The 19,473-nt window shown below is 42.4% G+C and carries 32 protein-coding genes and 1 pseudogene; 28 read left to right on the top strand and 5 right to left on the bottom strand.

Translation table 11 applies throughout. The annotated features are described in order from the left end of the window. Positions 1 to 6: 6 nt before the first annotated feature. The 5 genes from yihA to AC1M9F_RS11760 form a co-directional block, all read right to left on the bottom strand. Positions 7 to 861: a ribosome biogenesis GTP-binding protein YihA/YsxC gene (gene yihA / locus AC1M9F_RS11780; protein ID WP_481592043.1), complete on the bottom strand. Its 855-nt coding sequence runs from the start codon at positions 859 to 861 to the stop codon at positions 7 to 9. Between the two features lie 86 nt (positions 862 to 947). Then, positions 948 to 1,394, bottom strand: a complete 447-nt coding sequence (locus AC1M9F_RS11775) for an RrF2 family transcriptional regulator (RefSeq protein ID WP_481597849.1) — start codon at positions 1,392 to 1,394, stop codon at positions 948 to 950. 106 nt (positions 1,395 to 1,500) lie between these two features. Beyond that, on the bottom strand, positions 1,501 to 2,262 hold the full coding sequence (locus AC1M9F_RS11770) for a globin domain-containing protein (RefSeq protein ID WP_481597848.1): 762 nt from the start codon (positions 2,260 to 2,262) through the stop codon (positions 1,501 to 1,503). Positions 2,263 to 2,411: 149 nt separating this feature from the next. Beyond that, positions 2,412 to 3,929, bottom strand: a complete 1,518-nt coding sequence (locus AC1M9F_RS11765) for a helicase HerA-like domain-containing protein (RefSeq protein ID WP_481597847.1) — start codon at positions 3,927 to 3,929, stop codon at positions 2,412 to 2,414. Between the two features lie 12 nt (positions 3,930 to 3,941). Then, positions 3,942 to 5,144, bottom strand: coding sequence for a PLP-dependent transferase (locus AC1M9F_RS11760; protein ID WP_481597846.1), 1,203 nt, complete (start codon positions 5,142 to 5,144; stop codon positions 3,942 to 3,944). Positions 5,145 to 5,296: 152 nt separating this feature from the next. Here AC1M9F_RS11760 and AC1M9F_RS11755 point away from each other — a divergent pair, with 152 nt between their 5' ends. From AC1M9F_RS11755 to AC1M9F_RS11620, 28 genes and pseudogenes are all read left to right on the top strand, one after another. Beyond that, the gene (locus AC1M9F_RS11755) at positions 5,297 to 6,055 is read left to right on the top strand and encodes a type 1 glutamine amidotransferase (RefSeq protein ID WP_481597845.1); all 759 of its coding nucleotides are present in this window, start codon (positions 5,297 to 5,299) and stop codon (positions 6,053 to 6,055) included. A gap of 235 nt (positions 6,056 to 6,290) precedes the next feature. Continuing rightward, the gene (gene rpsJ / locus AC1M9F_RS11750) at positions 6,291 to 6,602 is read left to right on the top strand and encodes a 30S ribosomal protein S10 (protein WP_004725677.1); all 312 of its coding nucleotides are present in this window, start codon (positions 6,291 to 6,293) and stop codon (positions 6,600 to 6,602) included. Between the two features lie 59 nt (positions 6,603 to 6,661). Then, complete coding sequence (gene rplC / locus AC1M9F_RS11745; protein ID WP_035265091.1) at positions 6,662 to 7,300, top strand: 50S ribosomal protein L3; 639 nt, start codon at positions 6,662 to 6,664, stop codon at positions 7,298 to 7,300. Positions 7,301 to 7,311: 11 nt separating this feature from the next. After that, on the top strand, positions 7,312 to 7,914 hold the full coding sequence (gene rplD / locus AC1M9F_RS11740; protein ID WP_035265093.1) for a 50S ribosomal protein L4: 603 nt from the start codon (positions 7,312 to 7,314) through the stop codon (positions 7,912 to 7,914). After that, complete coding sequence (gene rplW, locus AC1M9F_RS11735; protein ID WP_035265097.1) at positions 7,911 to 8,231, top strand: 50S ribosomal protein L23; 321 nt, start codon at positions 7,911 to 7,913, stop codon at positions 8,229 to 8,231. Before rplD ends, rplW begins: the two co-directional genes overlap by 4 nt. A gap of 11 nt (positions 8,232 to 8,242) precedes the next feature. Then, the gene (gene rplB, locus AC1M9F_RS11730) at positions 8,243 to 9,067 is read left to right on the top strand and encodes a 50S ribosomal protein L2 (protein ID WP_035265099.1); all 825 of its coding nucleotides are present in this window, start codon (positions 8,243 to 8,245) and stop codon (positions 9,065 to 9,067) included. 19 nt (positions 9,068 to 9,086) lie between these two features. Continuing rightward, complete coding sequence (rpsS, locus tag AC1M9F_RS11725) at positions 9,087 to 9,362, top strand: 30S ribosomal protein S19 (protein WP_004281508.1); 276 nt, start codon at positions 9,087 to 9,089, stop codon at positions 9,360 to 9,362. An 11-nt stretch (positions 9,363 to 9,373) separates the two neighbouring features. Then, positions 9,374 to 9,703 (top strand): 50S ribosomal protein L22, encoded by a 330-nt coding sequence (gene rplV, locus AC1M9F_RS11720; protein WP_035265103.1) that lies wholly within the window; start codon positions 9,374 to 9,376, stop codon positions 9,701 to 9,703. Position 9,704: 1 nt separating this feature from the next. After that, a pseudogene (gene rpsC / locus AC1M9F_RS11715) lies at positions 9,705 to 10,521 on the top strand (30S ribosomal protein S3). Then, positions 10,461 to 10,874, top strand: a complete 414-nt coding sequence (gene rplP, locus AC1M9F_RS11710) for a 50S ribosomal protein L16 (protein ID WP_035265110.1) — start codon at positions 10,461 to 10,463, stop codon at positions 10,872 to 10,874. The pseudogene rpsC and the gene rplP overlap by 61 nt, the downstream one beginning before the upstream one ends. Continuing rightward, positions 10,874 to 11,071, top strand: a complete 198-nt coding sequence (gene rpmC, locus AC1M9F_RS11705) for a 50S ribosomal protein L29 (protein ID WP_035265113.1) — start codon at positions 10,874 to 10,876, stop codon at positions 11,069 to 11,071. Before rplP ends, rpmC begins: the two co-directional genes overlap by 1 nt. Then, positions 11,068 to 11,325, top strand: coding sequence for a 30S ribosomal protein S17 (gene rpsQ / locus AC1M9F_RS11700; RefSeq protein WP_004691314.1), 258 nt, complete (start codon positions 11,068 to 11,070; stop codon positions 11,323 to 11,325). Before rpmC ends, rpsQ begins: the two co-directional genes overlap by 4 nt. A 91-nt stretch (positions 11,326 to 11,416) precedes the next feature. Next, a complete protein-coding gene (rplN, locus tag AC1M9F_RS11695) occupies positions 11,417 to 11,785 on the top strand; it encodes a 50S ribosomal protein L14 (protein WP_035265119.1) in 369 nt (122 codons plus the stop codon). 11 nt (positions 11,786 to 11,796) lie between these two features. Continuing rightward, entirely contained in the window at positions 11,797 to 12,114 is a 318-nt protein-coding gene (gene rplX / locus AC1M9F_RS11690) for a 50S ribosomal protein L24 (RefSeq protein WP_035265122.1), read from the top strand. Positions 12,115 to 12,130: 16 nt separating this feature from the next. Then, positions 12,131 to 12,667 carry a 50S ribosomal protein L5 gene (gene rplE, locus AC1M9F_RS11685; protein WP_004809796.1) on the top strand — a complete coding sequence of 179 codons (537 nt, stop codon included), beginning with the start codon at positions 12,131 to 12,133 and terminating at the stop codon, positions 12,665 to 12,667. A gap of 9 nt (positions 12,668 to 12,676) precedes the next feature. Further along, positions 12,677 to 12,982: a 30S ribosomal protein S14 gene (gene rpsN, locus AC1M9F_RS11680; RefSeq protein WP_067731180.1), complete on the top strand. Its 306-nt coding sequence runs from the start codon at positions 12,677 to 12,679 to the stop codon at positions 12,980 to 12,982. A gap of 12 nt (positions 12,983 to 12,994) precedes the next feature. Beyond that, a complete protein-coding gene (rpsH, locus tag AC1M9F_RS11675; protein WP_035265132.1) occupies positions 12,995 to 13,390 on the top strand; it encodes a 30S ribosomal protein S8 in 396 nt (131 codons plus the stop codon). A gap of 13 nt (positions 13,391 to 13,403) precedes the next feature. Further along, complete coding sequence (rplF, locus tag AC1M9F_RS11670) at positions 13,404 to 13,937, top strand: 50S ribosomal protein L6 (protein ID WP_035265135.1); 534 nt, start codon at positions 13,404 to 13,406, stop codon at positions 13,935 to 13,937. 14 nt (positions 13,938 to 13,951) lie between these two features. Continuing rightward, positions 13,952 to 14,302: a 50S ribosomal protein L18 gene (gene rplR, locus AC1M9F_RS11665; protein ID WP_481597844.1), complete on the top strand. Its 351-nt coding sequence runs from the start codon at positions 13,952 to 13,954 to the stop codon at positions 14,300 to 14,302. A 2-nt stretch (positions 14,303 to 14,304) separates the two neighbouring features. Next, complete coding sequence (rpsE, locus tag AC1M9F_RS11660; RefSeq protein ID WP_035265141.1) at positions 14,305 to 14,802, top strand: 30S ribosomal protein S5; 498 nt, start codon at positions 14,305 to 14,307, stop codon at positions 14,800 to 14,802. Between the two features lie 6 nt (positions 14,803 to 14,808). Next, the gene (gene rpmD / locus AC1M9F_RS11655; RefSeq protein WP_004786899.1) at positions 14,809 to 14,985 is read left to right on the top strand and encodes a 50S ribosomal protein L30; all 177 of its coding nucleotides are present in this window, start codon (positions 14,809 to 14,811) and stop codon (positions 14,983 to 14,985) included. A 3-nt stretch (positions 14,986 to 14,988) separates the two neighbouring features. Continuing rightward, on the top strand, positions 14,989 to 15,429 hold the full coding sequence (gene rplO / locus AC1M9F_RS11650) for a 50S ribosomal protein L15 (protein ID WP_035265144.1): 441 nt from the start codon (positions 14,989 to 14,991) through the stop codon (positions 15,427 to 15,429). Between the two features lie 45 nt (positions 15,430 to 15,474). Beyond that, positions 15,475 to 16,794 carry a preprotein translocase subunit SecY gene (secY, locus tag AC1M9F_RS11645; RefSeq protein ID WP_171076742.1) on the top strand — a complete coding sequence of 440 codons (1,320 nt, stop codon included), beginning with the start codon at positions 15,475 to 15,477 and terminating at the stop codon, positions 16,792 to 16,794. A 20-nt stretch (positions 16,795 to 16,814) separates the two neighbouring features. Further along, complete coding sequence (rpmJ, locus tag AC1M9F_RS11640) at positions 16,815 to 16,931, top strand: 50S ribosomal protein L36 (protein ID WP_000867907.1); 117 nt, start codon at positions 16,815 to 16,817, stop codon at positions 16,929 to 16,931. Positions 16,932 to 17,037: 106 nt separating this feature from the next. Further along, positions 17,038 to 17,394: a 30S ribosomal protein S13 gene (gene rpsM, locus AC1M9F_RS11635; RefSeq protein WP_035265156.1), complete on the top strand. Its 357-nt coding sequence runs from the start codon at positions 17,038 to 17,040 to the stop codon at positions 17,392 to 17,394. Positions 17,395 to 17,413: 19 nt separating this feature from the next. Further along, complete coding sequence (gene rpsK, locus AC1M9F_RS11630; RefSeq protein WP_001040166.1) at positions 17,414 to 17,800, top strand: 30S ribosomal protein S11; 387 nt, start codon at positions 17,414 to 17,416, stop codon at positions 17,798 to 17,800. Positions 17,801 to 17,812: 12 nt separating this feature from the next. Beyond that, positions 17,813 to 18,439: a 30S ribosomal protein S4 gene (gene rpsD / locus AC1M9F_RS11625; RefSeq protein ID WP_035265160.1), complete on the top strand. Its 627-nt coding sequence runs from the start codon at positions 17,813 to 17,815 to the stop codon at positions 18,437 to 18,439. A gap of 17 nt (positions 18,440 to 18,456) precedes the next feature. Beyond that, positions 18,457 to 19,464, top strand: a complete 1,008-nt coding sequence (locus AC1M9F_RS11620; protein ID WP_035265161.1) for a DNA-directed RNA polymerase subunit alpha — start codon at positions 18,457 to 18,459, stop codon at positions 19,462 to 19,464. Positions 19,465 to 19,473 lie beyond the last annotated feature (9 nt).

Raw genomic sequence — 19,473 nt, 5'->3', positions numbered from 1 at the left:
TAGATACTATTCGGCTTTGTTGGATTTTAGTTCGGTTGTTTCGCTTGGTGATTCATCATCTTCTTGAATAACATGATCAAAATCTTCATCGATGTCTGATTCACTTACTTCAGGAATTGCACTTAGATCAAATCCGTTAGGCTGCTCAAGCGTAAAATTTAAACGACCAGCAATAACGCTTGCGAGTTCTTCAAGACCATGCTTATTGAGGGATGAGAACAATTGGATAGAGAAGTTAAGCTTCATTTTCTTTAATTGAGCTTTGACTTCTTGCAATGCTTTGGAAGCTGGACCACGATTTAACTTATCTGATTTTGTTAATAAAACATGGACAAATAATTTACGTGAATAAGCCCATTCTAACATCATAACATCGAAATGTTGTAAAGGGTGTCGTATGTCCATTAACAGTACAAGCCCTTGTAAACTTTCACGATGAATGAGGTAGTTTTCAAGCTCTTTTTGCCAAACGATTTTCATGCTTTCAGGTACAGCAGCATAGCCATATCCAGGAAGGTCAACTAATCTTTGTTCGGCATTGCCCATGCTAAAAAAGTTAATCATTTGTGTGCGACCAGGTTTTTTAGACGCACGTGCAAGTTGTTTTTGATTGGTTAATGCATTAATCGCACTCGATTTACCAGCATTCGAGCGACCTGCAAAAGCAATCTCATAACCTGTGTCTTCTACACATAAATTCAGTTTTGGTGCACTCATTAAGAATTCGGCTTTGCGCAACCAGTTGAGCGCTTGAACCGAATATTCAGTAATCGCTGGATCGGCTTTTTTCTCATAGCTGATCTTTTGCTTTGGGGCATTTGACGCCTTACTGTTTTTCGACTTTCCTCTGCTGTGATGCATAGCTCAACTTCAATAACTCAATTTACAATCAGCTATTATAAAGGAAGTCGCGCATGCAAGCGAATACTCAATCGAATTGAGTCAATCTATGGTGTAACTTGAATGAAAGGAATGGGTGAATCTGAATTGAATTTTATACCTGAGGTGGGTATAACATCCTTCAGTTTAAATTGATCTAAATGCTGATAAAACTGTTTGACTGCATGATCTAAAATGCCTTTTAATCCACAGTCACTTCTTAATATGCATGGTGGATTATGACACTCAACAATTTGCTGATCGCCTTGAAGTGTTCTCACTAAAGTCCCTAATGAGATATTCAGAGTTTGAGGGGCTAGACGTATACCGCCACCTTTGCCTCGAGTGGTTATTAGCCAACTTTGTTTTGCCATATAGTGAACGATTTTCATGGCGTGGTTTTCTGAGACCTGCAATTGGTTTGCCAGTTCTGCAATGGTATAAGGCAAGTCGCGAGGGTGTGCGACATACATCAATATACGCAGCGCATAGTCGGTAAATTTATTCAGTTGCATAGATCATCATCAAAGATAGCTTATTTCTATCTTAACATTGAAAGCCCCGCGAACGGAGCTTTCAATGATCTCTTAAAATCTTATTTCGGTTAAAGATTTAGATGAATTAATTTTTTAGTGGTGCAGATACCTCAACCACATCACCTACTTGATAGTGGTTTAATAAGATATTTGCCACAGAATATTCAGTTGCTTCATCTACCGCTTTTACTGTGATTTGATACTGGTCAGCTTGTGCAGCATCAAAGCTAAATTGTTGTGGTTGGCGAATCTCTTGCCCCGGTACTTGGACTCGCACCGAAATATATTCACCTGTTTCAGCCGTCGCAATGGTGTGACCGTCTTTGGCAGCTAAAGTTAAGGTTTTGGTGTTAGCTTCAGCTTCAATCGCTGTAATTTTAAATTCACGCCAGCCAGCCCAACCGCCATTTTGTGCAGTCAAAGCTTCATATTTTGATTTTTCGACACCGATTAAAATGTCTGCCAATTGCATATACGCGGCTTTCCAAGCAGCAATCAGATCAGAGTCCATTGGCACATCTAATACTTCGCTTATTGAATGCAGAAGGTTTTCACCCACAATCGAGTATTGATCCGCTTGAATGTCTAAACTTACGTGTTTAGTGGTAATTCGCTCAATCGCTTTTGCCAAAACTGTAGGATTTTCAATATTTTCAGCATATGCCAAAACAGCAGCAGCTAAAGCGCGTGGCTGACGACCAGTACTTTGATGATCCATGTTAAATGTATTTTTTAACTCGGGGTTGTTGTTCAGCATGCGATTATAGAAATAGGTTGTAAGGGCAACACCATTCTCACGCAGGACGGGAACAGTCGCTTTTACAAGTTCAATATGTTGTGGCGTCATGAGCTTTAACTTTGGTTTTATTAAAAGATATATTTAAAATACATCTTTTAGGGTCGAGCTGCAATATGACTTGCATAGAAAACCTTAAAATAATTATGGGATATTAAAATATCCCATAATGAAGTTAAAAATGATGGGTAAAGGGAGGGCTATTTTTTTCCAAATAATGAGCCCAGTAGACCGCGTACGATTTTTTGCCCAGTGCTTCCGCCGAGGCTTCGTGCAGCACTTTTAGCAAACGTACCGACAATATCTTGGGTGAGTTTTTCGCGTTGTTTGGCTGCACGTTCTGCTTCTTTTTGTTGTTCACGGGCAAGGCGTTCTTGTTCTTTGGCTTGCTGTTTTGCTAACGCTTCTTGTTCGGATTGTTGTTGACGCTGAACTACTTTGTTTTGCAGCATTTCAAAAGCACTTTCTCGATCAAGTACTTGCTCATAAACACCTGCAACCACACTGTTTGTCATGAGCGTCTTACGCTCTTCAAGCGTGATAGGTGTAAAAGATGAATATGGGGGCATAACCCAACCGCGTTCAACTATTTGTGGCGTACCTTGCTCATCTAGACAGCTAATCAGCGCTTCACCAACTGCCAGCTCCGTAATAGCATCTTGTACTTTGAATGCAGGATTTGCTCTAAAAGTATCAGCTGCAGTTTTTACTGCTTTTTGATCTTTTGGTGTGAAGGCACGAAGTGCATGCTGAACACGGTTGCCCAGTTGTCCTAAAACACTTTCAGGTAAATCCAGAGGATTTTGGGTGACAAAATAAATACCTACTCCCTTAGAGCGGATTAAGCGTACCACTTGTTCGATCTTTTCTTGCAAAGCAGGGCTGGCATTGTCAAACAGTAAATGAGCTTCATCGAAGAAAAATACCAATTTCGGTTTATCCATATCACCGACTTCAGGTAATTGTTCAAAGAGTTCGGAAAGCATCCACAGTAAGAAAGTCGCATACAGCTTTGGGGTATTCATTAATTTATCGGCAGCGAGCAAATTAATATTGCCGTGACCTTGTGCATCGGTTTGGATAAAATCCATGAGGTCTAATGCAGGCTCACCAAAAAATTGATCACCGCCTTGATCGGACAGTGCTAGCAAATTACGTTGGATTGCACCCAGGCTGGCAGGGGAAAGATTGCCGTATTCTGCTTTAAAGTCAGCTGCATGCTCAGTCACATAAGTGATCATCGCTTTGAGGTCCTTAAAGTCGATCAGTAATAAACCTTGATCATCCGCGATGCGGAAAATCGCAGAAAGCACACCTTCTTGGGTGTCATTCAAATTCAGCATTCGGGCTAAAAGCAATGGACCAATTTCTGATACTGTAGTCCGAATCGGGTGACCTTGTTCGCCAAATAAATCCCAAAAAACCACAGGTGATGCGCTAAATGGGATTGATTCAATATTGAGGCTCTTGATGCGTTCATCAAATTTTGAATTGCTTTCACCTGCTTTGGCAAGGCTAGAGACATCACCTTTTGCATCGGCTAAAAATACCGGCACACCAATACGAGAAAAGTTTTCTGCCAAGACCTTTAAAGTGACTGTTTTGCCTGTTCCTGTTGCGCCGGCAATCAAGCCATGTCGGTTTGCCAGTTGCGAATGTAAAACAATCTCTTGGGATGTATCTGAGGTTTTTTTTGCGATGACAATTGGTGTGCCCATAATTATTCCTTTTTATTCGATCTTTTGTTGTTGCATTATTTTGAGTGCTTGTTGAATATCTTCTATCAAATCGTGAGGATGTTCCAGTCCTATACAAAAACGAACCAATATTCCTTCTTGTAAATGTGGATGTGCAAGCTCACGCATTTGATCAATTTGATAGAGCATTACTAAACTCACTGGGCCACCCCAGCTAAAACCTAATTTAAACAGGTGGAGAGCATCACAAAAATGGAGTATATCTTGAAGATTATATTTTTTATCAAAAATTACACTGATTAAACCTGCACTTAATTCTGATATGCAAACTTCCTTCCAAAAAGTATGACCTGCAGATTTTGGATTGGCAGGGTGTAACACTTGTGCAAACTCATTTTGCTTTTGAAGCCAGCTCAATAAAGTTAGCGCTGATTTAGATTGGTGCGTATAACGGAGTTCCATTGAAGATAGGCTGCGCTGAATCTGTGCAGTATCATCGCCTGATATTGAAATCCCTTGAATTGCATGCATACGAAATAGCTTGTGGTATAAATCCTTGGTTTTTGTAACGACACTCCCCATGAGAATGTCACCACCACCGCTTGGATATTTGGTGAGTGCATGGACGGTGATATCGACTGCTAAGTGTTCTGTACCAAAATCAAAAGCATTAAAAGCCAGACCTGCTCCCCAAGTATTATCAAGTGCGGTAAGGATCTTATGCGTTTGAGCTTTTTTGACCAGATTCTTTAAATCTGGAAATTCGAGTGTTACAGATCCTGCAGCTTCTAACCAAATTAACTTAGCTTTATCACTGGGTTTAAAGCTCTCAACATCAATTGGGTTATAGACCTTAACGGCAATACCATAACGTGATTCTAGGTTTCGCAAATGCTCCATATTTGGACCGTAAATATTGTCAGCGACCCAAACTTCATCACCATGTGCTAAAAAACAAGAATTCACCAAGTTGATTGCAGAGAGTCCGCTTGGTGCAAGGAGGCAGTATTCTCCGCCTTCTAATTGTGCAATATTGTCGCCTAGCGTAAACGTAGTGGGGGTGCCATGCGTTCCGTAACTATAGTCATAAGCATCGGTCCAATGGCGATTGAAAAGAGCATCGGTATTTTCAAAAATGATCGTTGATGCGCGATAAATAGGAGGTTGAATACTATTTAAAAGTTGAGGTGCTTTTCTAGGGCTATGTATGAGTTGAGTTTGCGTATTTATTTTCACAATTTACCTGTATAAACCGTCATTTTATAACTAACAAAACATACTACTAAAAAACCGCATAGCTGTGCTTTGTTTAAAATTATTTAACAACTTATAGGTTGGCTTCATTTTTGCAACTGCTAGTGCAATATAAGAAAAGTTCGGGTTGGAAAATGAAGCCATTAAAAGTGCATTACTTTCAGCATATTGCTGGCGAAGGGTTCGGAAGTTGTTATGAGTATTTAAAATCAATTGGAGCACAAATTAGTGCTACCGAGTTTTTTGCATTACCTGTTGAGATGGCATTAGAAATCGAGGCGTTACCAGCAATTGAAGATATTGATTTACTCATCATCATGGGTGGAGCAATGAGTGTAAATGATGAGGCAAATTATCCATGGCTAAAAATAGAAAAAAGATGGATCCGTCGATATTTATCACTAGGCAAGCCTGCAATTGGTTTGTGTCTCGGAGGTCAGCTTATAGCCAATGCTTTGGGAGCAAGTGTACGTTTAAATGAACAACAAGAGTTAGGTTGGACTAAAGTCTTCAGAACTCAACATGGTTTATCAGATTACTTTGAAATACCTAAAGAATTGGAAATAATGCAATGGCACAGTGAGACTTTTGAGATTCCTAAAGGAGGCGTCAGACTGGCTGAAAATAATGTGTGTGCAAACCAAATGTACCAAATTGGAAAGAATGTGCTGGGTTTTCAGTTTCATCCAGAAATAACGCCGAAAGTTTTACAAATGTATATTGAGAATGAAGAGCATGAGAAGGTATTTTCTGGCACTTATGTACAATCATTAGATACCTTAAAACAAACAAAAAAAACGAGGTTTCAAAAAGGGAATGAATTGCTGATCGATGCAATTAATTATGTATTGGGGTTCGGGCAGGGTGTACAAAAGAAAGCCGCCAACGCTTAACCGTAAATTGAGAAAAAATGATAAATAGGTTTGCTTAACAGTTAAACAATCGTTATAATGGGCGACCCTTTGATATTGAGGGCTAAACAACGTTGATTGTTGTTTAGATCGTTACAGTCGTGGCATCGATCACGACCTTAGTGATTTTCACTGCCTCTGACACTTGCCTTGTTTTCGGACAGGGGGAGATGCGTCATGGGTGATTCTTTATATATTTGGCTTGGAGTTTACTGGTATGTCTAACCAGAGAATCCGTATCCGTTTGAAGTCTTTTGATCACCGTTTAATTGATCAATCTTCTCAAGAGATCGTAGAAACAGCAAAACGTACTGGCGCACAAGTTTGTGGTCCAATCCCGATGCCAACTCGCATCGAGCGTTTTAACGTTCTAACTTCACCGCACGTTAACAAAGACGCGCGTGATCAGTATGAAATCCGCACTTACAAGCGTTTGATCGACATCGTTCAACCTACAGACAAAACTGTAGATGCATTGATGAAATTAGATCTTGCAGCTGGTGTAGACGTTCAGATCGCATTGGGTTAAGGCTTTCGGTTAATTAACACTCTAAGTTAATTAAGCCGCTTTTTTAGAGGTTTATGCACATGGCTATTGGTTTAGTCGGTCGCAAGTGCGGTATGACACGTATCTTTACAGATGCTGGTGTTTCTGTACCTGTTACAGTGATTGAGGTTGATCCTAACCGCATCACTCAAATCAAAACGCTTGAAACTGATGGTTATCAAGCGATTCAAATCACTACTGGTGAACGTCGCGAATCTCGCGTTACTAATGCTCAGAAAGGTCACTTCGCTAAAGCGGGTGTTGCTGCTGGTCGTTTAGTTCAAGAGTTCCGTGTTACAGAAGCTGATCTTGAAGGTCGTGAAGTTGGCGGAACTATCGGTGTAGATTTGTTCACAGTGGGTCAAATCGTTGACGTAACTGGTCAGTCTAAAGGTAAAGGTTTCCAAGGTGGTGTTAAGCGTTGGAACTTCCGTACTCAAGACGCTACTCACGGTAACTCTGTTTCTCACCGTGTTCTAGGTTCTACAGGTCAAAACCAGACTCCTGGTCGCGTATTCAAGGGCAAAAAAATGGCTGGCCATTTAGGTGCTGAACGCGTAACTACACAGGGTCTTGAAATCGTTGCTATCGATACAGAGCGTTCAGTTCTTGTAGTTAAAGGCGCGGTTCCTGGTGCTACCGGTGGTGACGTAACTGTTCGTCCTACTATCAAGGCTTGAGGGGAAATAACGTGAATTTAAATACTGTTTCCGGCTCTGCTGTTGAATTATCAGAAGTTGCGTTCGGTCGTGAATTCAATGAAGCTCTTGTACACCAAGTTGTTACAGCTTATTTAGCTGGTGGTCGTCAAGGTTCAAAAGCTCAGAAATCACGTGCAGACGTTTCTGGCGGTGGTAAAAAACCATTCCGTCAAAAAGGTACTGGTCGCGCTCGTGCTGGTTCTATTCGTAGCCCAATCTGGGTTGGCGGTGGTAAAACTTTTGCTGCTCGTCCGCAAGACTGGTCTCAAAAAGTAAACCGTAAAATGTATCGCGGTGCTATGCAATGCATCCTAGCTGAACTTGTTCGTCAAGATCGCTTAGTTTTAGTTGAAGAGTTTGCTGTAGCTGCTCCAAAAACTAAAGAATTGCTTGCAAAACTTAACGACTTGAATGCTACTCGTGCATTAATCGTTACTGATGCTGTTGATGAGAACTTGTATCTAGCTGCTCGTAACCTTCCACACGTTGATGTGGTTGATGCTGCTGCTATCGATCCTGTTAGCTTGATCGCGTTCGATAAAGTTGTTATGTCTGTAGCTGCTGCTAAGAAAATTGAGGTAGAACTCGGATGAACAACGAACGTATCTATCAAGTCCTAAAAGGACCTGTATTCTCAGAAAAAGCACAAGTTTTAGGTGAAACTGCTGGTGTTCAAGTGTTTAAAGTTGCTATCGATGCAAACAAACTTGAAATCAAAAAAGCAGTTGAACAATTATTTGGTGTAGAAGTTGTTAAAGTTAACACGACTATCACTAAAGGTAAGACTAAACGCTTTGGTAAAACTATCGGACGTCGTTCTGATGTTAAAAAAGCATACGTCACCCTGAAAGCTGGCCAAGATGTAGAAATGGCTGACTTGGGCGATACCGCTGAAAGCACAGCGGAATAAGGACGAGAATTATGCCTATTCAAAAATGTAAGCCAACGTCTCCAGGACGTCGCTTTGTAGAGAAAGTCGTTCACGACCATCTTCACAAAGGTGCGCCTTATGCTCCGTTGGTAGAAGCTAAAAAACGTACTGGTGGTCGTAATAACAACGGTCACATTACTACACGTCACGTTGGTGGTGGTCACAAGCAACATTACCGTATTGTTGACTTTAAACGTAACAAAGATGGCATTCCTGCGACTGTAGAGCGTATCGAATACGATCCTAACCGTACTGCACACATTGCATTAGTTTTGTATGCTGACGGTGAGCGTCGTTATATCATTGCGCCTAAAGGTCTACGTGCTGGTGATAAAGTTCAATCTGGTAACGATGCTCCAATTCGTCCAGGTAACTGCTTACCACTTCGTAACATGCCTATCGGTTCTACTCTTCACAATATCGAGCTTAAAATCGGTAAAGGCGCTCAATTAGTGCGTTCTGCTGGTGCTTCTGCTCAGTTATTGGGTCGTGACGGTTCTTACGCAATTATTCGTCTACGTTCTGGCGAAATGCGTAAAGTACACGTTGAATGTCGCGCAGTTCTTGGTGAAGTTTCTAACCAAGAAAGCAACTTACGTTCACTAGGTAAAGCTGGTGCTTCACGCTGGCGTGGTGTTCGTCCTACCGTTCGTGGTATGGCGATGAACCCGGTAGATCACCCGCATGGTGGTGGTGAAGGGCGTAACAAAGGTATTCAACCTGTAAGCCCATGGGGTCAAAAAGCTAAAGGGTACAAGACACGTACCAATAAGCGTACGACTAAGATGATCATTCGCGACCGTCGCGTTAAGTAACAAGTAAAGGAATCTGACAATGCCTCGTTCTCTGAAAAAAGGCCCATTCGTCGATGCGCACTTGTTCGCTAAGGTTGAAGCGGCTATCGCGGCTAATAACCGTAAGCCGATCAAAACTTGGTCGCGTCGTTCGATGATCCTCCCGGATTTTGTTGGTTTAACAATTTCTGTACACAATGGTCGTAACCATGTTCCGGTAATCGTATCTGAGCATATGGTTGGTCACAAGCTTGGTGAATTTGCACCGACTCGTACTTACCGTGGTCACGGTGTTGACAAGAAATCTAAACGTTAATAGGTGCTATGATGGAAGTAACTGCTAAATTACGCGGTGCCGCTATCTCGGCACAAAAAGCTCGTTTGGTTGCAGACTTGATTCGCGGCAAATCTGTTGCGCACGCTCTTAACATTCTAAACTTCAGCAACAAAAAAGCTGCAGTTTTAGTTAAGAAAGCGTTGGAATCTGCGATTGCAAATGCTGAACATAATAACAGTTTAGATGTAGACGATCTTAAAGTTTCTACGATCTACGTTGATGAAGGCATGAGCCTTAAACGTATTTTGCCACGTGCTAAAGGCCGTGCAGATCGTATTACTAAGCGTACTTGTCACATCACCGTTAAGGTAGGGGTTTGATATGGGTCAGAAGGTTCATCCAATCGGTATCCGCCTAGGTGTTGTGAAACGTCATAACGCTAACTGGTATGCGAATCCGAAACAATACGCTGAATACTTGCTTAAAGATCTTCAAGTTCGTGAGTTTTTAAACAAAAAACTTAAGAATGCGATGGTGAGCAATATTCTTATCGAACGTCCAACAGGCGCTGCTAAAGTAACAATTAGCACTGCTCGTCCTGGTATCGTGATCGGTAAAAAAGGCGAAGACATTGAAAAATTACAGCGCGAACTTACCAATATTATGGGTGTTCCAGCGCAAGTAAGCATCAACGAAATTGATCGTCCAGATTTAGACGCTCGTCTAGTTGGTGAAGCAATTGCTTCTCAATTAGAAAAACGTGTAATGTTCCGTCGTGCTATGAAGCGTGCGGTTCAAAACACTATGCGTGCTGGTGCGAAAGGTATCAAAGTTGAAGTTTCTGGTCGTTTAGGCGGTGCAGAGATTGCACGTACTGAATGGTATCGTGAAGGTCGTGTACCTCTACATACTCTTCGTGCTGACATCGACTATTCAGCGGTTCGCGCAGAAACTACTTACGGTACGATCGGCGTTAAAGTTTGGATCTTCCGTGGTGAGATCTTGGGCGGCATGAAACAAGTCATGAACCCAGCTCCAGCTGAAGAACGTCCAGCTAAACGTGGTCGCGGTCGTGGTGAAGGTCAAGAGCGTCGTGGTCGTCGCAATGATCGTTCTGCTGAAAAAGGAGAATAATCCATGTTGCAACCTAAACGTACTAAATTCCGTAAAGTGCAAAAAGGCCGTAACACTGGTCTAGCACATCGCGGTAGCACAGTATCTTTTGGTACTATCGCACTTAAATCAGTTGAACGTGGTCGCATGACTGCGCGTCAAATTGAAGCAGCGCGTCGTACAATCAGCCGTCGTGTAAAACGTGGTGGTAAGATCTTTATCCGTGTATTCCCGGACAAACCAATTACTGAAAAACCATTAGAAGTTCGTATGGGTAAAGGTAAAGGTTCTGTGGAATATTGGGTTTGTGAAATCAAACCAGGTAAGATCCTGTACGAAATGGAAGGTGTGAACGAAGAATTAGCGCGTGAAGCATTTACACTTGCTGCTGCTAAACTTCCGTTTAAAACCACTATCGTGACTCGGACGGTAATGTAATGAAAACTAAAGATCTACGTGAAAAGTCGGTAGAAGAATTGACAGCTTTGCTTGATGAGCAACAGTTGAACCAATTCCGTCTTCGCATGGCTAAAGCAACTGGTCAATTGGGTAAATCGCACGAAGTGCAATTAACTCGTAAAACTATTGCTCGCATCAAGACCCTCCTTACCGAAAAACAGGGGAACGCACAATGAGTGAGCAAACAGTTCGCACGTTAACAGGCAAAGTAGTAAGCGACAAGATGGACAAGTCTATCGTTGTTCTTATCGAACGCCGCGTTCAACACCCGTTGTATGGCAAATCAATCCGCCGTTCAACAAAATTACACGCTCATGATGAGAACAACACTGCTAAAACTGGCGATGTTGTAACTATCAAAGAAAGCCGCCCAATTTCTAAAACTAAGTCTTGGACTTTAGTTGAAGTTGTTGAAGCAGCTGCTGAGTAAATAACGTTCTTGTTGCATCATCGGTCAATTTCGAGTACTCTTTGAGCCTTTCGAAATTGTGACCGGTGATGCTCGGTTTTGGAGTAGGGCAATGATTCAGACCGAAACTATGCTCGACGTAGCAGACAACAGTGGTGCTCGCCGCGTACAATGTATTAAAGTACTTGGTGGTTCACATCGTCGTTATGCTTCAGTTGGCGACATTATTAAAGTTACTGTAAAAGAAGCAATTCCACGTGGCCGTGTTAAAAAAGGCGACGTAATGAATGCAGTAGTTGTACGTACAAAATTCGGTATCCGTCGTCCAGATGGTTCTGTTATTCGTTTCGATGATAACGCTGCTGTTATTTTGAACAACAACAAAGCTCCGATTGCTACTCGTATTTTCGGACCAGTGACTCGTGAACTTCGTACTGAACAGTTCATGAAAATCATTTCATTGGCTCCTGAAGTTCTATAATAGAGGCAATCATGGCTAAGATTAAAAAAGGCGATCAAGTAATCGTGATCGCAGGTAAAGAAAAAGGCAAACAAGGTACTGTTTTGTCTGTTTCTAATGACCGAGTTAAGGTTGAAGGTCTTAACTTAGTTAAGAAGCATCAAAAGCCTAACCGTGCAACAGGTGCTGAAGGCGCTATCGTTACACAAGAAGCTTTGCTTCATATCTCTAACGTGGCAATTTTTAATGCTACAACCCAAAAGGCTGACCGTGTTGGTTACCAAGTGATTGATGGCGTGAAAACTCGCGTTTACAAATCAAATGGTGAATCAGTGGCGGTAGCGAAGTAATAGGTTGAAATAGGCAATGGCCAGACTTAAAGCGCGTTACAACGACGAACTTAAAGCTCAATTACAAGAACAATTGGGCGTTAAGAATGTGATGGAGATCCCTCGCATCACTAAAATCACGATCAATATGGGTGTTGGTGCAGCAGCTGCTGACAAAAAACTCCTTGATGGTGCTCTTTCTGATATGCAAGCTATCGCTGGTCAAAAACCAGTTCTTACGTTAGCTCGTAAATCTATCGCTGGTTTCAAAATCCGTGATGGTTGGCCGATTGGTTGTAAAGTTACTTTACGCGGCGAACGCATGTACGAATTCTTAGACCGTTTGATCTCTATCGCGATCCCTCGTATCCGTGACTTCCGTGGTTTCTCTGCGAAATCATTTGACGGTCGTGGTAACTACTCTATGGGTCTTAAAGAACAGATCATGTTCCCTGAGATCGATTTTGATAAGATTGACCGTATTCGTGGTATGGATATTACCATCACTACGACTGCTCGCACCGATGACGAAGGCCGTGCGCTTATGCGTGCATTTGGCTTCCCGTTCAAATAAGAGGTCGATATGGCTAAGAAAGGTATGATTAATCGCGAATTGAAACGCGAAGCTACTGTTGCTAAATACGCTGCAAAACGTGCTGAATTAAAAGCTGTTATTGCAAACGTAAATGCAAGCGACGAAGAGCGTTTCGAAGCGATGATGAAGTTACAAGCATTACCACGTAATGCATCTCCAGTACGTCTTCGTAACCGTTGTGGTTTAACTGGTCGTCCTCATGGTTACTTCCGTAAGTTCGGTTTAAGCCGTAACAAATTACGTGACACAGTAATGCAAGGTGATGTACCGGGCGTTGTTAAGGCAAGCTGGTAAGGAGCACTATAAATGAGTATGCAAGATACCGTTGCCGACATGTTAACACGTGTTCGTAACGCACAAATGGCGAAGAAACAAACTGTTTCTATGCCAAACTCAAAGTTAAAAGTTGCGATTGCTAACGTTCTTCAACAAGAAGGTTATATCGCTGACGTAGCTGTTGCGGATGCTGAAGGCAAACCAACACTTACTTTGACTTTAAAATATTTCGAAGGCAAACCAGTTATTGAAACTGTGAAGCGCGTTAGCCGTCCAGGTTTACGTCAATATCGCGGTAAAGATAACCTTCCAAGCGTTAAGCAAGGTTTAGGTATTGCAATTGTTTCTACAAGCAAAGGCATCATGACTGATCGCGCTGCACGTGCTGCAGGTATCGGTGGTGAAGTTATTGCTTTTGTTTCTTAATAGGTGATTCCTCATGTCTCGTGTGGCTAAAGCCCCAGTAACTGTACCTAATGGTGTAACAGTTACTCAGAACGGCCGGCAGGTCGAAGTGAAAGGCAGCAAAGGTACTTTGTCTTTCAACCTGCATGCGCTGGTCGAGCTAAAACAGGAAGACGGTATTCTAGCTGTTGCTCCTAAAGCTGAATCTAAAGATGCTTGGATGCAAGCTGGTACTGCTCGCGCTGTGCTTAACAACCTTGTTAAAGGTGTTAGCGAAGGTTTCGAACGTAAGTTACAACTTATCGGTGTTGGTTATAAAGCTGCGGTTAAAGGGAACACAGTTCACCTTAACCTAGGTTTCTCTCACCCGATCGATTACAACCTTCCTGAAGGTGTAACTGCTGAAACACCTACAGCTACTGAAATCGTGCTTAAATCTGCTGATAAAGCAGCTTTAGGTCAAGTTGCTGCAGATATCCGTGGTTACCGTCCGCCAGAGCCATATAAAGGTAAAGGTGTTCGTTATTCTGATGAAGTTGTACTTCGTAAAGAAGCTAAGAAGAAATAAGGCGCGAGGTTCTTATGAACGAAAAGAAACAAACCCGTTTGCGTCGTGCGAAAAGCACACGCTTGCACATCCGTGCATTGGGTGCGACTCGTTTGTGTGTAAACCGCACTCCGCGTCACATCTATGCTCAAGTAATCTCAGCAGATGGTGGCAAAGTATTAGCGCAAGCTTCTACTTTAGATGCTACGTTACGTAGTGGTACTACAGGTAACGTTGAAGCAGCTACTAAAGTTGGTGCTTTAATCGCTGAACGTGCTAAAGCAGCTGGCATCACTAAAGTTGCATTTGACCGTTCTGGTTTCAAATATCATGGTCGTATCAAAGCCTTGGCTGATGCTGCTCGTGAAAACGGCTTGGAGTTCTAATCATGGCTAAAGTTGAACAAAACGAAGGTCTTGTTGAAAAGCTGGTTGCCGTTGATCGTGTAGCCAAAGTTGTTAAGGGTGGTCGTATCTTCTCTTTCACAGCATTAACTGTTGTGGGTGATGGTAATGGTCGCGTAGGTTTTGGTCGTGGTAAAGCTCGTGAAGTTCCAGCTGCTATTTCTAAAGCACTTGAAGCTGCTCGTCGCAACATGATTACTGTTGAACTTGTTGATGGTACTGTTCAGCACCCTATCAACGCTCGTCACGGTGCTAGCCGTGTTTACATGCAACCTGCTTCTGAAGGTACTGGTGTAATTGCTGGTGGCGCTATGCGTGCTGTTTTAGAAGCTGTTGGTGTACGTAACGTATTAACTAAATGTTATGGTTCTACTAACGCTGCGAACGTAGTAAACGCGACTTTTAATGGTCTGCGTGATATGACTTCTCCTGAGAAAGTTGCTGCGAAACGTGGTCTTTCAGTAGCACAAATTCAAGGGTAATCAATCATGAAAACGATTAAAGTTACCCAGACTAAATCTGCATCGCATCGCTTGAAAAATCACAAGCTTAGCCTTAAAGGTTTAGGTCTGCGTCGTATTGGTCACACTGTAGAAGTTCAAGATACTCCTTCTAACCGTGGTATGATCAATCAAGTTTACTATATGGTTAGTGTAGAGGAATAAGCCATGACTCTGCGTTTAAATACAATTGCACCTGCAGAAGGTGCTAAGCGTGAAAACCTTCGTTTAGGCCGTGGTATTGGTTCTGGCGTTGGTAAGACTGGTGGCCGTGGTGTCAAAGGTCAAAACTCACGTAAGAGCGGTGGTACTCGTCCAGGTTTCGAGGGTGGTCAAACTGCGTTATATCGTCGTCTACCTAAGTTCGGTTTCACTAGCCAATTGGCTTTGAAAACTGCTGAAGTACGTTTGTCTGAACTTAACAAAGTTGAAGGCGATATCGTTACTCTTGAAACTTTAAAAGCAGCGAACGTTGTACGTAAAGATATGATTCGTGCTCGTATCGTTCTTTCTGGTGAAATCACTCGTGCATTCACTGTTCAAGGTGTTGCATTGACTAAAGGCGCTAAAGCTGCTGTTGAAGCTGCTGGCGGTAAAGTCGAGGAGTAATCGCGAGTGTCTATGTCTCCTAGTTCTACAGGTCATGTTCACATGATGAAAGGTCAACCATTTCACGTGAAATATCGTGAAATTATTCGCCGATTAATGTTTTTAATTGGTGCTTTGGTGGTCTTTCGACTAGGAGCGCATATTCCGCTGCCAGGTATTGATAATGTCGCTTTAGAACGTTTCTTTAATGCAAACCAGGGTACTTTCCTTGGTTTGTTTAATATGTTCTCAGGCGGGGCATTGGAACGAATGTCCATTCTTGCGTTGGGGATCATGCCGTATATTTCTGCATCGATTATCGTGCAGTTAATGTCAACGGTTGTTCCTTCGCTGGAAGCATTGAAAAAAGAAGGCGAGCAGGGCAAGCGTAAGATTAACCAATATACGCGTTACGGCACATTATTCCTTGCAATTGTACAAGGTATTGGTATGTGTGCGGGTCTGATTAGTCAAGGGATTACCTTTACTTCAGGTTTAGCATTCTATATCCCTGCGTTAACGTCGTTAGTTGCAGGTACCATGTTCTTAATGTGGTTGGGAGAGCAAATTACCGAACGTGGTGTTGGTAATGGGATCTCTATGATCATCTTTGCAGGTATTGTTGCTGGTTTACCAAGTATGGTTGTGCAATCATTCACCCTTGTGGAAAATGGTCAATCAAGCTTAATTGGTATTGCTATATTTGGCTTATTGTCTTTAGCTGTTTTAGCTGCGATTGTGTTTATTGAAAAAGCACAACGTCGTATACCTGTTAACTATGCTCAAAAGCAGCAAGGTCGCCGAGTATTTACTGCACAGCAGACTCACTTACCATTAAAAATCAACATGGCAGGTGTTATTCCAGCAATTTTCGCAAGTTCGTTATTGCTGTTTCCTGCAAGTTTAGGTCAATGGTTAGGTAGTTCTGATCCTAATGCAGGGATCGTTAAGCGCACACTACAAGATTTGGCATTAGTTTTATCGCCTGGACAGCCATTATATTTGGTGCTATTCGGTGCGCTTATTATTTTCTTCTGTTATTTCTATACGGCACTAGTGTTTAGTCCTAAAGAAGTTTCTGAAAACTTAAAGCGTAGTGGAGCTTATGTACCTGGTATCCGCCCAGGTGAGCAAACTGCTCGTTATTTAGATCATATTCTTAGTCGTTTAACATTTATCGGTTCGATTTATATCACTGTTGTATGTTTAATGCCGATGGTGCTTCAAAGTTCTTTCGGTATTCCATTCCATTTGGGTGGTACATCGCTGTTGATCGTGGTTGTTGTAGTTATGGACTTTATGGCTCAGCTACAGGCACACCTCACATCGCGCCAATATGATAATCAAACACTAATGAGTAAAACGACTGCTCATCCTAAGGGATAAGCGCACTTAGAGGTTTCATCATGAAAGTTCAAGCTTCTGTAAAGAAAATTTGTGGTAGCTGTAAAGTTATCCGTCGTAATGGGGTAATCCGCGTGATTTGTAGCGCTGAACCTCGTCATAAGCAGCGTCAAGGTTAATCTGATCAAGACCTGTTGATTTCAGTAGGCTAATTAGGTTATTATCCGCCCCTCAAAGATTTTGTGGGGCGGTTGATTATCTCTACTGCCTTTTTGGAGAAAGTGAATGGCTCGTATTGCCGGTGTAAACATTCCGGATAACAAGCATGCTGTTATCTCTCTTACGTATATCTTTGGTATTGGTCGCCATACTGCTAAGCAAATCTTAGCTGCAACTGGTATTGCACCAACTACTAAGATCCGTGAATTAGATGACGCTCAGCTTGATGCGATTCGTGCAGAAGTTGCTAAGGTTCCGACCGAAGGTGACTTACGTCGCGAAATTTCCATGAACATTAAACGTTTAATGGATTTAGGCTGCTACCGCGGTCTTCGTCATCGTCGCAGCTTGCCTGTCCGCGGACAACGCACCAAAACTAACGCACGTACCCGTAAAGGTCCGCGCAAACCTATTAAGAAATAAGATTTCTGGAAGCTAAAAGATGGCTAAAGATACTCGCACACGCAAGAAGGTCACTCGTACCGTCTCTGAAGGTGTTGCACACATTCACGCTTCTTTTAATAACACCATTGTGACTATTACCGATCGTCAAGGTAATGCACTGGCTTGGGCCACTTCAGGTGGACAAGGCTTCCGTGGATCACGTAAATCAACTCCGTTTGCTGCTCAGGTAGCTGCTGAAGTTGCTGGTAAAGCTGCTTTAGATTACGGTTTGAAAAACTTGGACGTCCTTGTTAAAGGTCCTGGTCCAGGTCGTGAATCTGCGGTTCGTGCTTTAGGTGCAGTGGGTTATAAAATTAATAGCATTACCGATGTGACTCCAATTCCTCACAACGGTTGCCGTCCACCTAAAAAACGTCGCGTGTAAGGAGAAACATTCATGGCTCGTTATATTGGTCCAAAATGCAAACTCTCTCGCCGCGAAGGGACAGACCTGCAACTTAAATCAGGCGTTAAACCGTTTGATGTTAAGACAAAAAAACATGCTAAAGCTCCTGGCCAACATGGTGGAGCTCGTGGTGGTAAACAATCAGAGTACTCACTACAATTACGTGAAAAACAAAAAGTACGTCGTATGTACGGTGTTTTAGAACGTCAATTTAGTAACTACTATAAAGAAGCTGCTCGTGTTAAAGGCGCAACAGGTGAAAACTTGTTGAAATTGCTTGAAAGCCGTTTAGATAACGTTGTTTATCGTATGGGCTTTGGTTCTACACGTGCAGAAGCTCGTCAGCTTGTATCTCACCGTTCAATCACTTTAAATGGTCGTCGTGTTAACATCGCGTCAATCCAAGTTAAAGCTGGTGACGTGATTGCAGTACACGAAGGCGCTAAACAACAATTACGTATTAAAAACGCAATTGAATTGGCTGCTCAACGTGGAACTCCTTCTTGGATGGAAGTTGACCATTCTAAATTAGAAGGTACATTCAAATCTGCACCTGATCGTTCTGATTTACCTGCTGAAATCAACGAAAGCTTGATTGTTGAATTGTATTCTAAATAATCCTTGAGGTAGCAATAATGACGCGTACTGCAAACGAGTTTCTAACTCCGCAAGCGATCAAGGTCGAAGCGGCAAGCGGGACCTCGGCAAAAGTGATTCTAGAACCTTTAGAGCGTGGCTTTGGTCATACTCTAGGTAATGCTTTACGTCGCATTCTTTTATCATCTTTACCTGGCGCTGCTGTGGTTGAAGTTGAGATTGAAGGCGTCGAGCACGAGTACAGTACTTTAGAAGGCTTGCAGCAGGACATCGTCGAGCTCTTGCTGAACCTTAAAGGATTGTCTATTAAGCTGTTCGATCAAAATGAAGCATATTTGACATTAGAGAAACAAGGACCTGGCGATGTAACTGCCGCTGATCTTCGTTTACCTCACAATGTCGAAGTGGTTAACCCTGAACATTTGATCGGCACGTTAAGTGCTTCAGGCTCATTGAAAATGCGCTTGAAAGTTGTTCAAGGTCGTGGTTATGAGACTTCTGATTCTCGCTTCCCAGAAGGTGAAACTCGCCCAGTGGGACGTTTACAATTAGATGCGTCTTATAGCCCGATTAAACGTGTTTCTTACACAGTTGAAAATGCTCGTGTAGAACAACGTACAGACCTTGACAAGTTGGTCATTGATCTTGAAACAAACGGGACTGTTGATCCTGAAGAAGCGATCCGTAAAGCGGCAACAATCTTGCAACAACAAATTGCAATCTTTGTTGATCTTCAGAAAGATCAAGCTCCAGTTGCTCAAGAACCTCGTGAAGAAGTTGACCCAATCTTGCTTCGTCCAGTAGATGATCTAGAGCTTACTGTTCGTTCTGCTAACTGTTTGAAAGCAGAAAATATTTACTACATTGGTGATCTTGTTCAACGTACTGAAGTTGAGTTGTTAAAAACTCCTAACTTAGGTAAAAAATCGTTGACTGAGATCAAAGATGTTCTGGCTTCAAAAGGCTTACAACTCGGCATGCGTTTAGAAAACTGGCCACCAGCTAGTTTACGTATGGACGATCGTTTTGCCTATCGTAGTCGTTAATTAAGTAGG

The organism is Acinetobacter sp. ANC_7504 (assembly GCF_056779995.1).
This window is presented reverse-complemented; position numbering and strand designations above follow the sequence as displayed.

What these genes read in the sequence shown, in the direction of transcription:
- yihA (WP_481592043.1), bottom strand. Translation starts at nt 861, where the DNA reads ATGCATCACAGCAGAGGAAAGTCGAAAAACAGTAAGGCGTCAAATGCC.
- AC1M9F_RS11775 (WP_481597849.1), bottom strand. Translation starts at nt 1,394, where the DNA reads ATGCAACTGAATAAATTTACCGACTATGCGCTGCGTATATTGATGTAT.
- AC1M9F_RS11770 (WP_481597848.1), bottom strand. Translation starts at nt 2,262, where the DNA reads ATGACGCCACAACATATTGAACTTGTAAAAGCGACTGTTCCCGTCCTG.
- AC1M9F_RS11765 (WP_481597847.1), bottom strand. Translation starts at nt 3,929, where the DNA reads ATGGGCACACCAATTGTCATCGCAAAAAAAACCTCAGATACATCCCAA.
- AC1M9F_RS11755 (WP_481597845.1), top strand. Translation starts at nt 5,297, where the DNA reads ATGAAGCCATTAAAAGTGCATTACTTTCAGCATATTGCTGGCGAAGGG.
- rpsJ (WP_004725677.1), top strand. Translation starts at nt 6,291, where the DNA reads ATGTCTAACCAGAGAATCCGTATCCGTTTGAAGTCTTTTGATCACCGT.
- rplC (WP_035265091.1), top strand. Translation starts at nt 6,662, where the DNA reads ATGGCTATTGGTTTAGTCGGTCGCAAGTGCGGTATGACACGTATCTTT.
- rplW (WP_035265097.1), top strand. Translation starts at nt 7,911, where the DNA reads ATGAACAACGAACGTATCTATCAAGTCCTAAAAGGACCTGTATTCTCA.
- rplB (WP_035265099.1), top strand. Translation starts at nt 8,243, where the DNA reads ATGCCTATTCAAAAATGTAAGCCAACGTCTCCAGGACGTCGCTTTGTA.
- rpsS (WP_004281508.1), top strand. Translation starts at nt 9,087, where the DNA reads ATGCCTCGTTCTCTGAAAAAAGGCCCATTCGTCGATGCGCACTTGTTC.
- rplV (WP_035265103.1), top strand. Translation starts at nt 9,374, where the DNA reads ATGGAAGTAACTGCTAAATTACGCGGTGCCGCTATCTCGGCACAAAAA.
- rplP (WP_035265110.1), top strand. Translation starts at nt 10,461, where the DNA reads ATGTTGCAACCTAAACGTACTAAATTCCGTAAAGTGCAAAAAGGCCGT.
- rpmC (WP_035265113.1), top strand. Translation starts at nt 10,874, where the DNA reads ATGAAAACTAAAGATCTACGTGAAAAGTCGGTAGAAGAATTGACAGCT.
- rpsQ (WP_004691314.1), top strand. Translation starts at nt 11,068, where the DNA reads ATGAGTGAGCAAACAGTTCGCACGTTAACAGGCAAAGTAGTAAGCGAC.
- rplN (WP_035265119.1), top strand. Translation starts at nt 11,417, where the DNA reads ATGATTCAGACCGAAACTATGCTCGACGTAGCAGACAACAGTGGTGCT.
- rplX (WP_035265122.1), top strand. Translation starts at nt 11,797, where the DNA reads ATGGCTAAGATTAAAAAAGGCGATCAAGTAATCGTGATCGCAGGTAAA.
- rplE (WP_004809796.1), top strand. Translation starts at nt 12,131, where the DNA reads ATGGCCAGACTTAAAGCGCGTTACAACGACGAACTTAAAGCTCAATTA.
- rpsN (WP_067731180.1), top strand. Translation starts at nt 12,677, where the DNA reads ATGGCTAAGAAAGGTATGATTAATCGCGAATTGAAACGCGAAGCTACT.
- rpsH (WP_035265132.1), top strand. Translation starts at nt 12,995, where the DNA reads ATGAGTATGCAAGATACCGTTGCCGACATGTTAACACGTGTTCGTAAC.
- rplF (WP_035265135.1), top strand. Translation starts at nt 13,404, where the DNA reads ATGTCTCGTGTGGCTAAAGCCCCAGTAACTGTACCTAATGGTGTAACA.
- rplR (WP_481597844.1), top strand. Translation starts at nt 13,952, where the DNA reads ATGAACGAAAAGAAACAAACCCGTTTGCGTCGTGCGAAAAGCACACGC.
- rpsE (WP_035265141.1), top strand. Translation starts at nt 14,305, where the DNA reads ATGGCTAAAGTTGAACAAAACGAAGGTCTTGTTGAAAAGCTGGTTGCC.
- rpmD (WP_004786899.1), top strand. Translation starts at nt 14,809, where the DNA reads ATGAAAACGATTAAAGTTACCCAGACTAAATCTGCATCGCATCGCTTG.
- rplO (WP_035265144.1), top strand. Translation starts at nt 14,989, where the DNA reads ATGACTCTGCGTTTAAATACAATTGCACCTGCAGAAGGTGCTAAGCGT.
- secY (WP_171076742.1), top strand. Translation starts at nt 15,475, where the DNA reads ATGAAAGGTCAACCATTTCACGTGAAATATCGTGAAATTATTCGCCGA.
- rpmJ (WP_000867907.1), top strand. Translation starts at nt 16,815, where the DNA reads ATGAAAGTTCAAGCTTCTGTAAAGAAAATTTGTGGTAGCTGTAAAGTT.
- rpsM (WP_035265156.1), top strand. Translation starts at nt 17,038, where the DNA reads ATGGCTCGTATTGCCGGTGTAAACATTCCGGATAACAAGCATGCTGTT.
- rpsK (WP_001040166.1), top strand. Translation starts at nt 17,414, where the DNA reads ATGGCTAAAGATACTCGCACACGCAAGAAGGTCACTCGTACCGTCTCT.
- rpsD (WP_035265160.1), top strand. Translation starts at nt 17,813, where the DNA reads ATGGCTCGTTATATTGGTCCAAAATGCAAACTCTCTCGCCGCGAAGGG.
- AC1M9F_RS11620 (WP_035265161.1), top strand. Translation starts at nt 18,457, where the DNA reads ATGACGCGTACTGCAAACGAGTTTCTAACTCCGCAAGCGATCAAGGTC.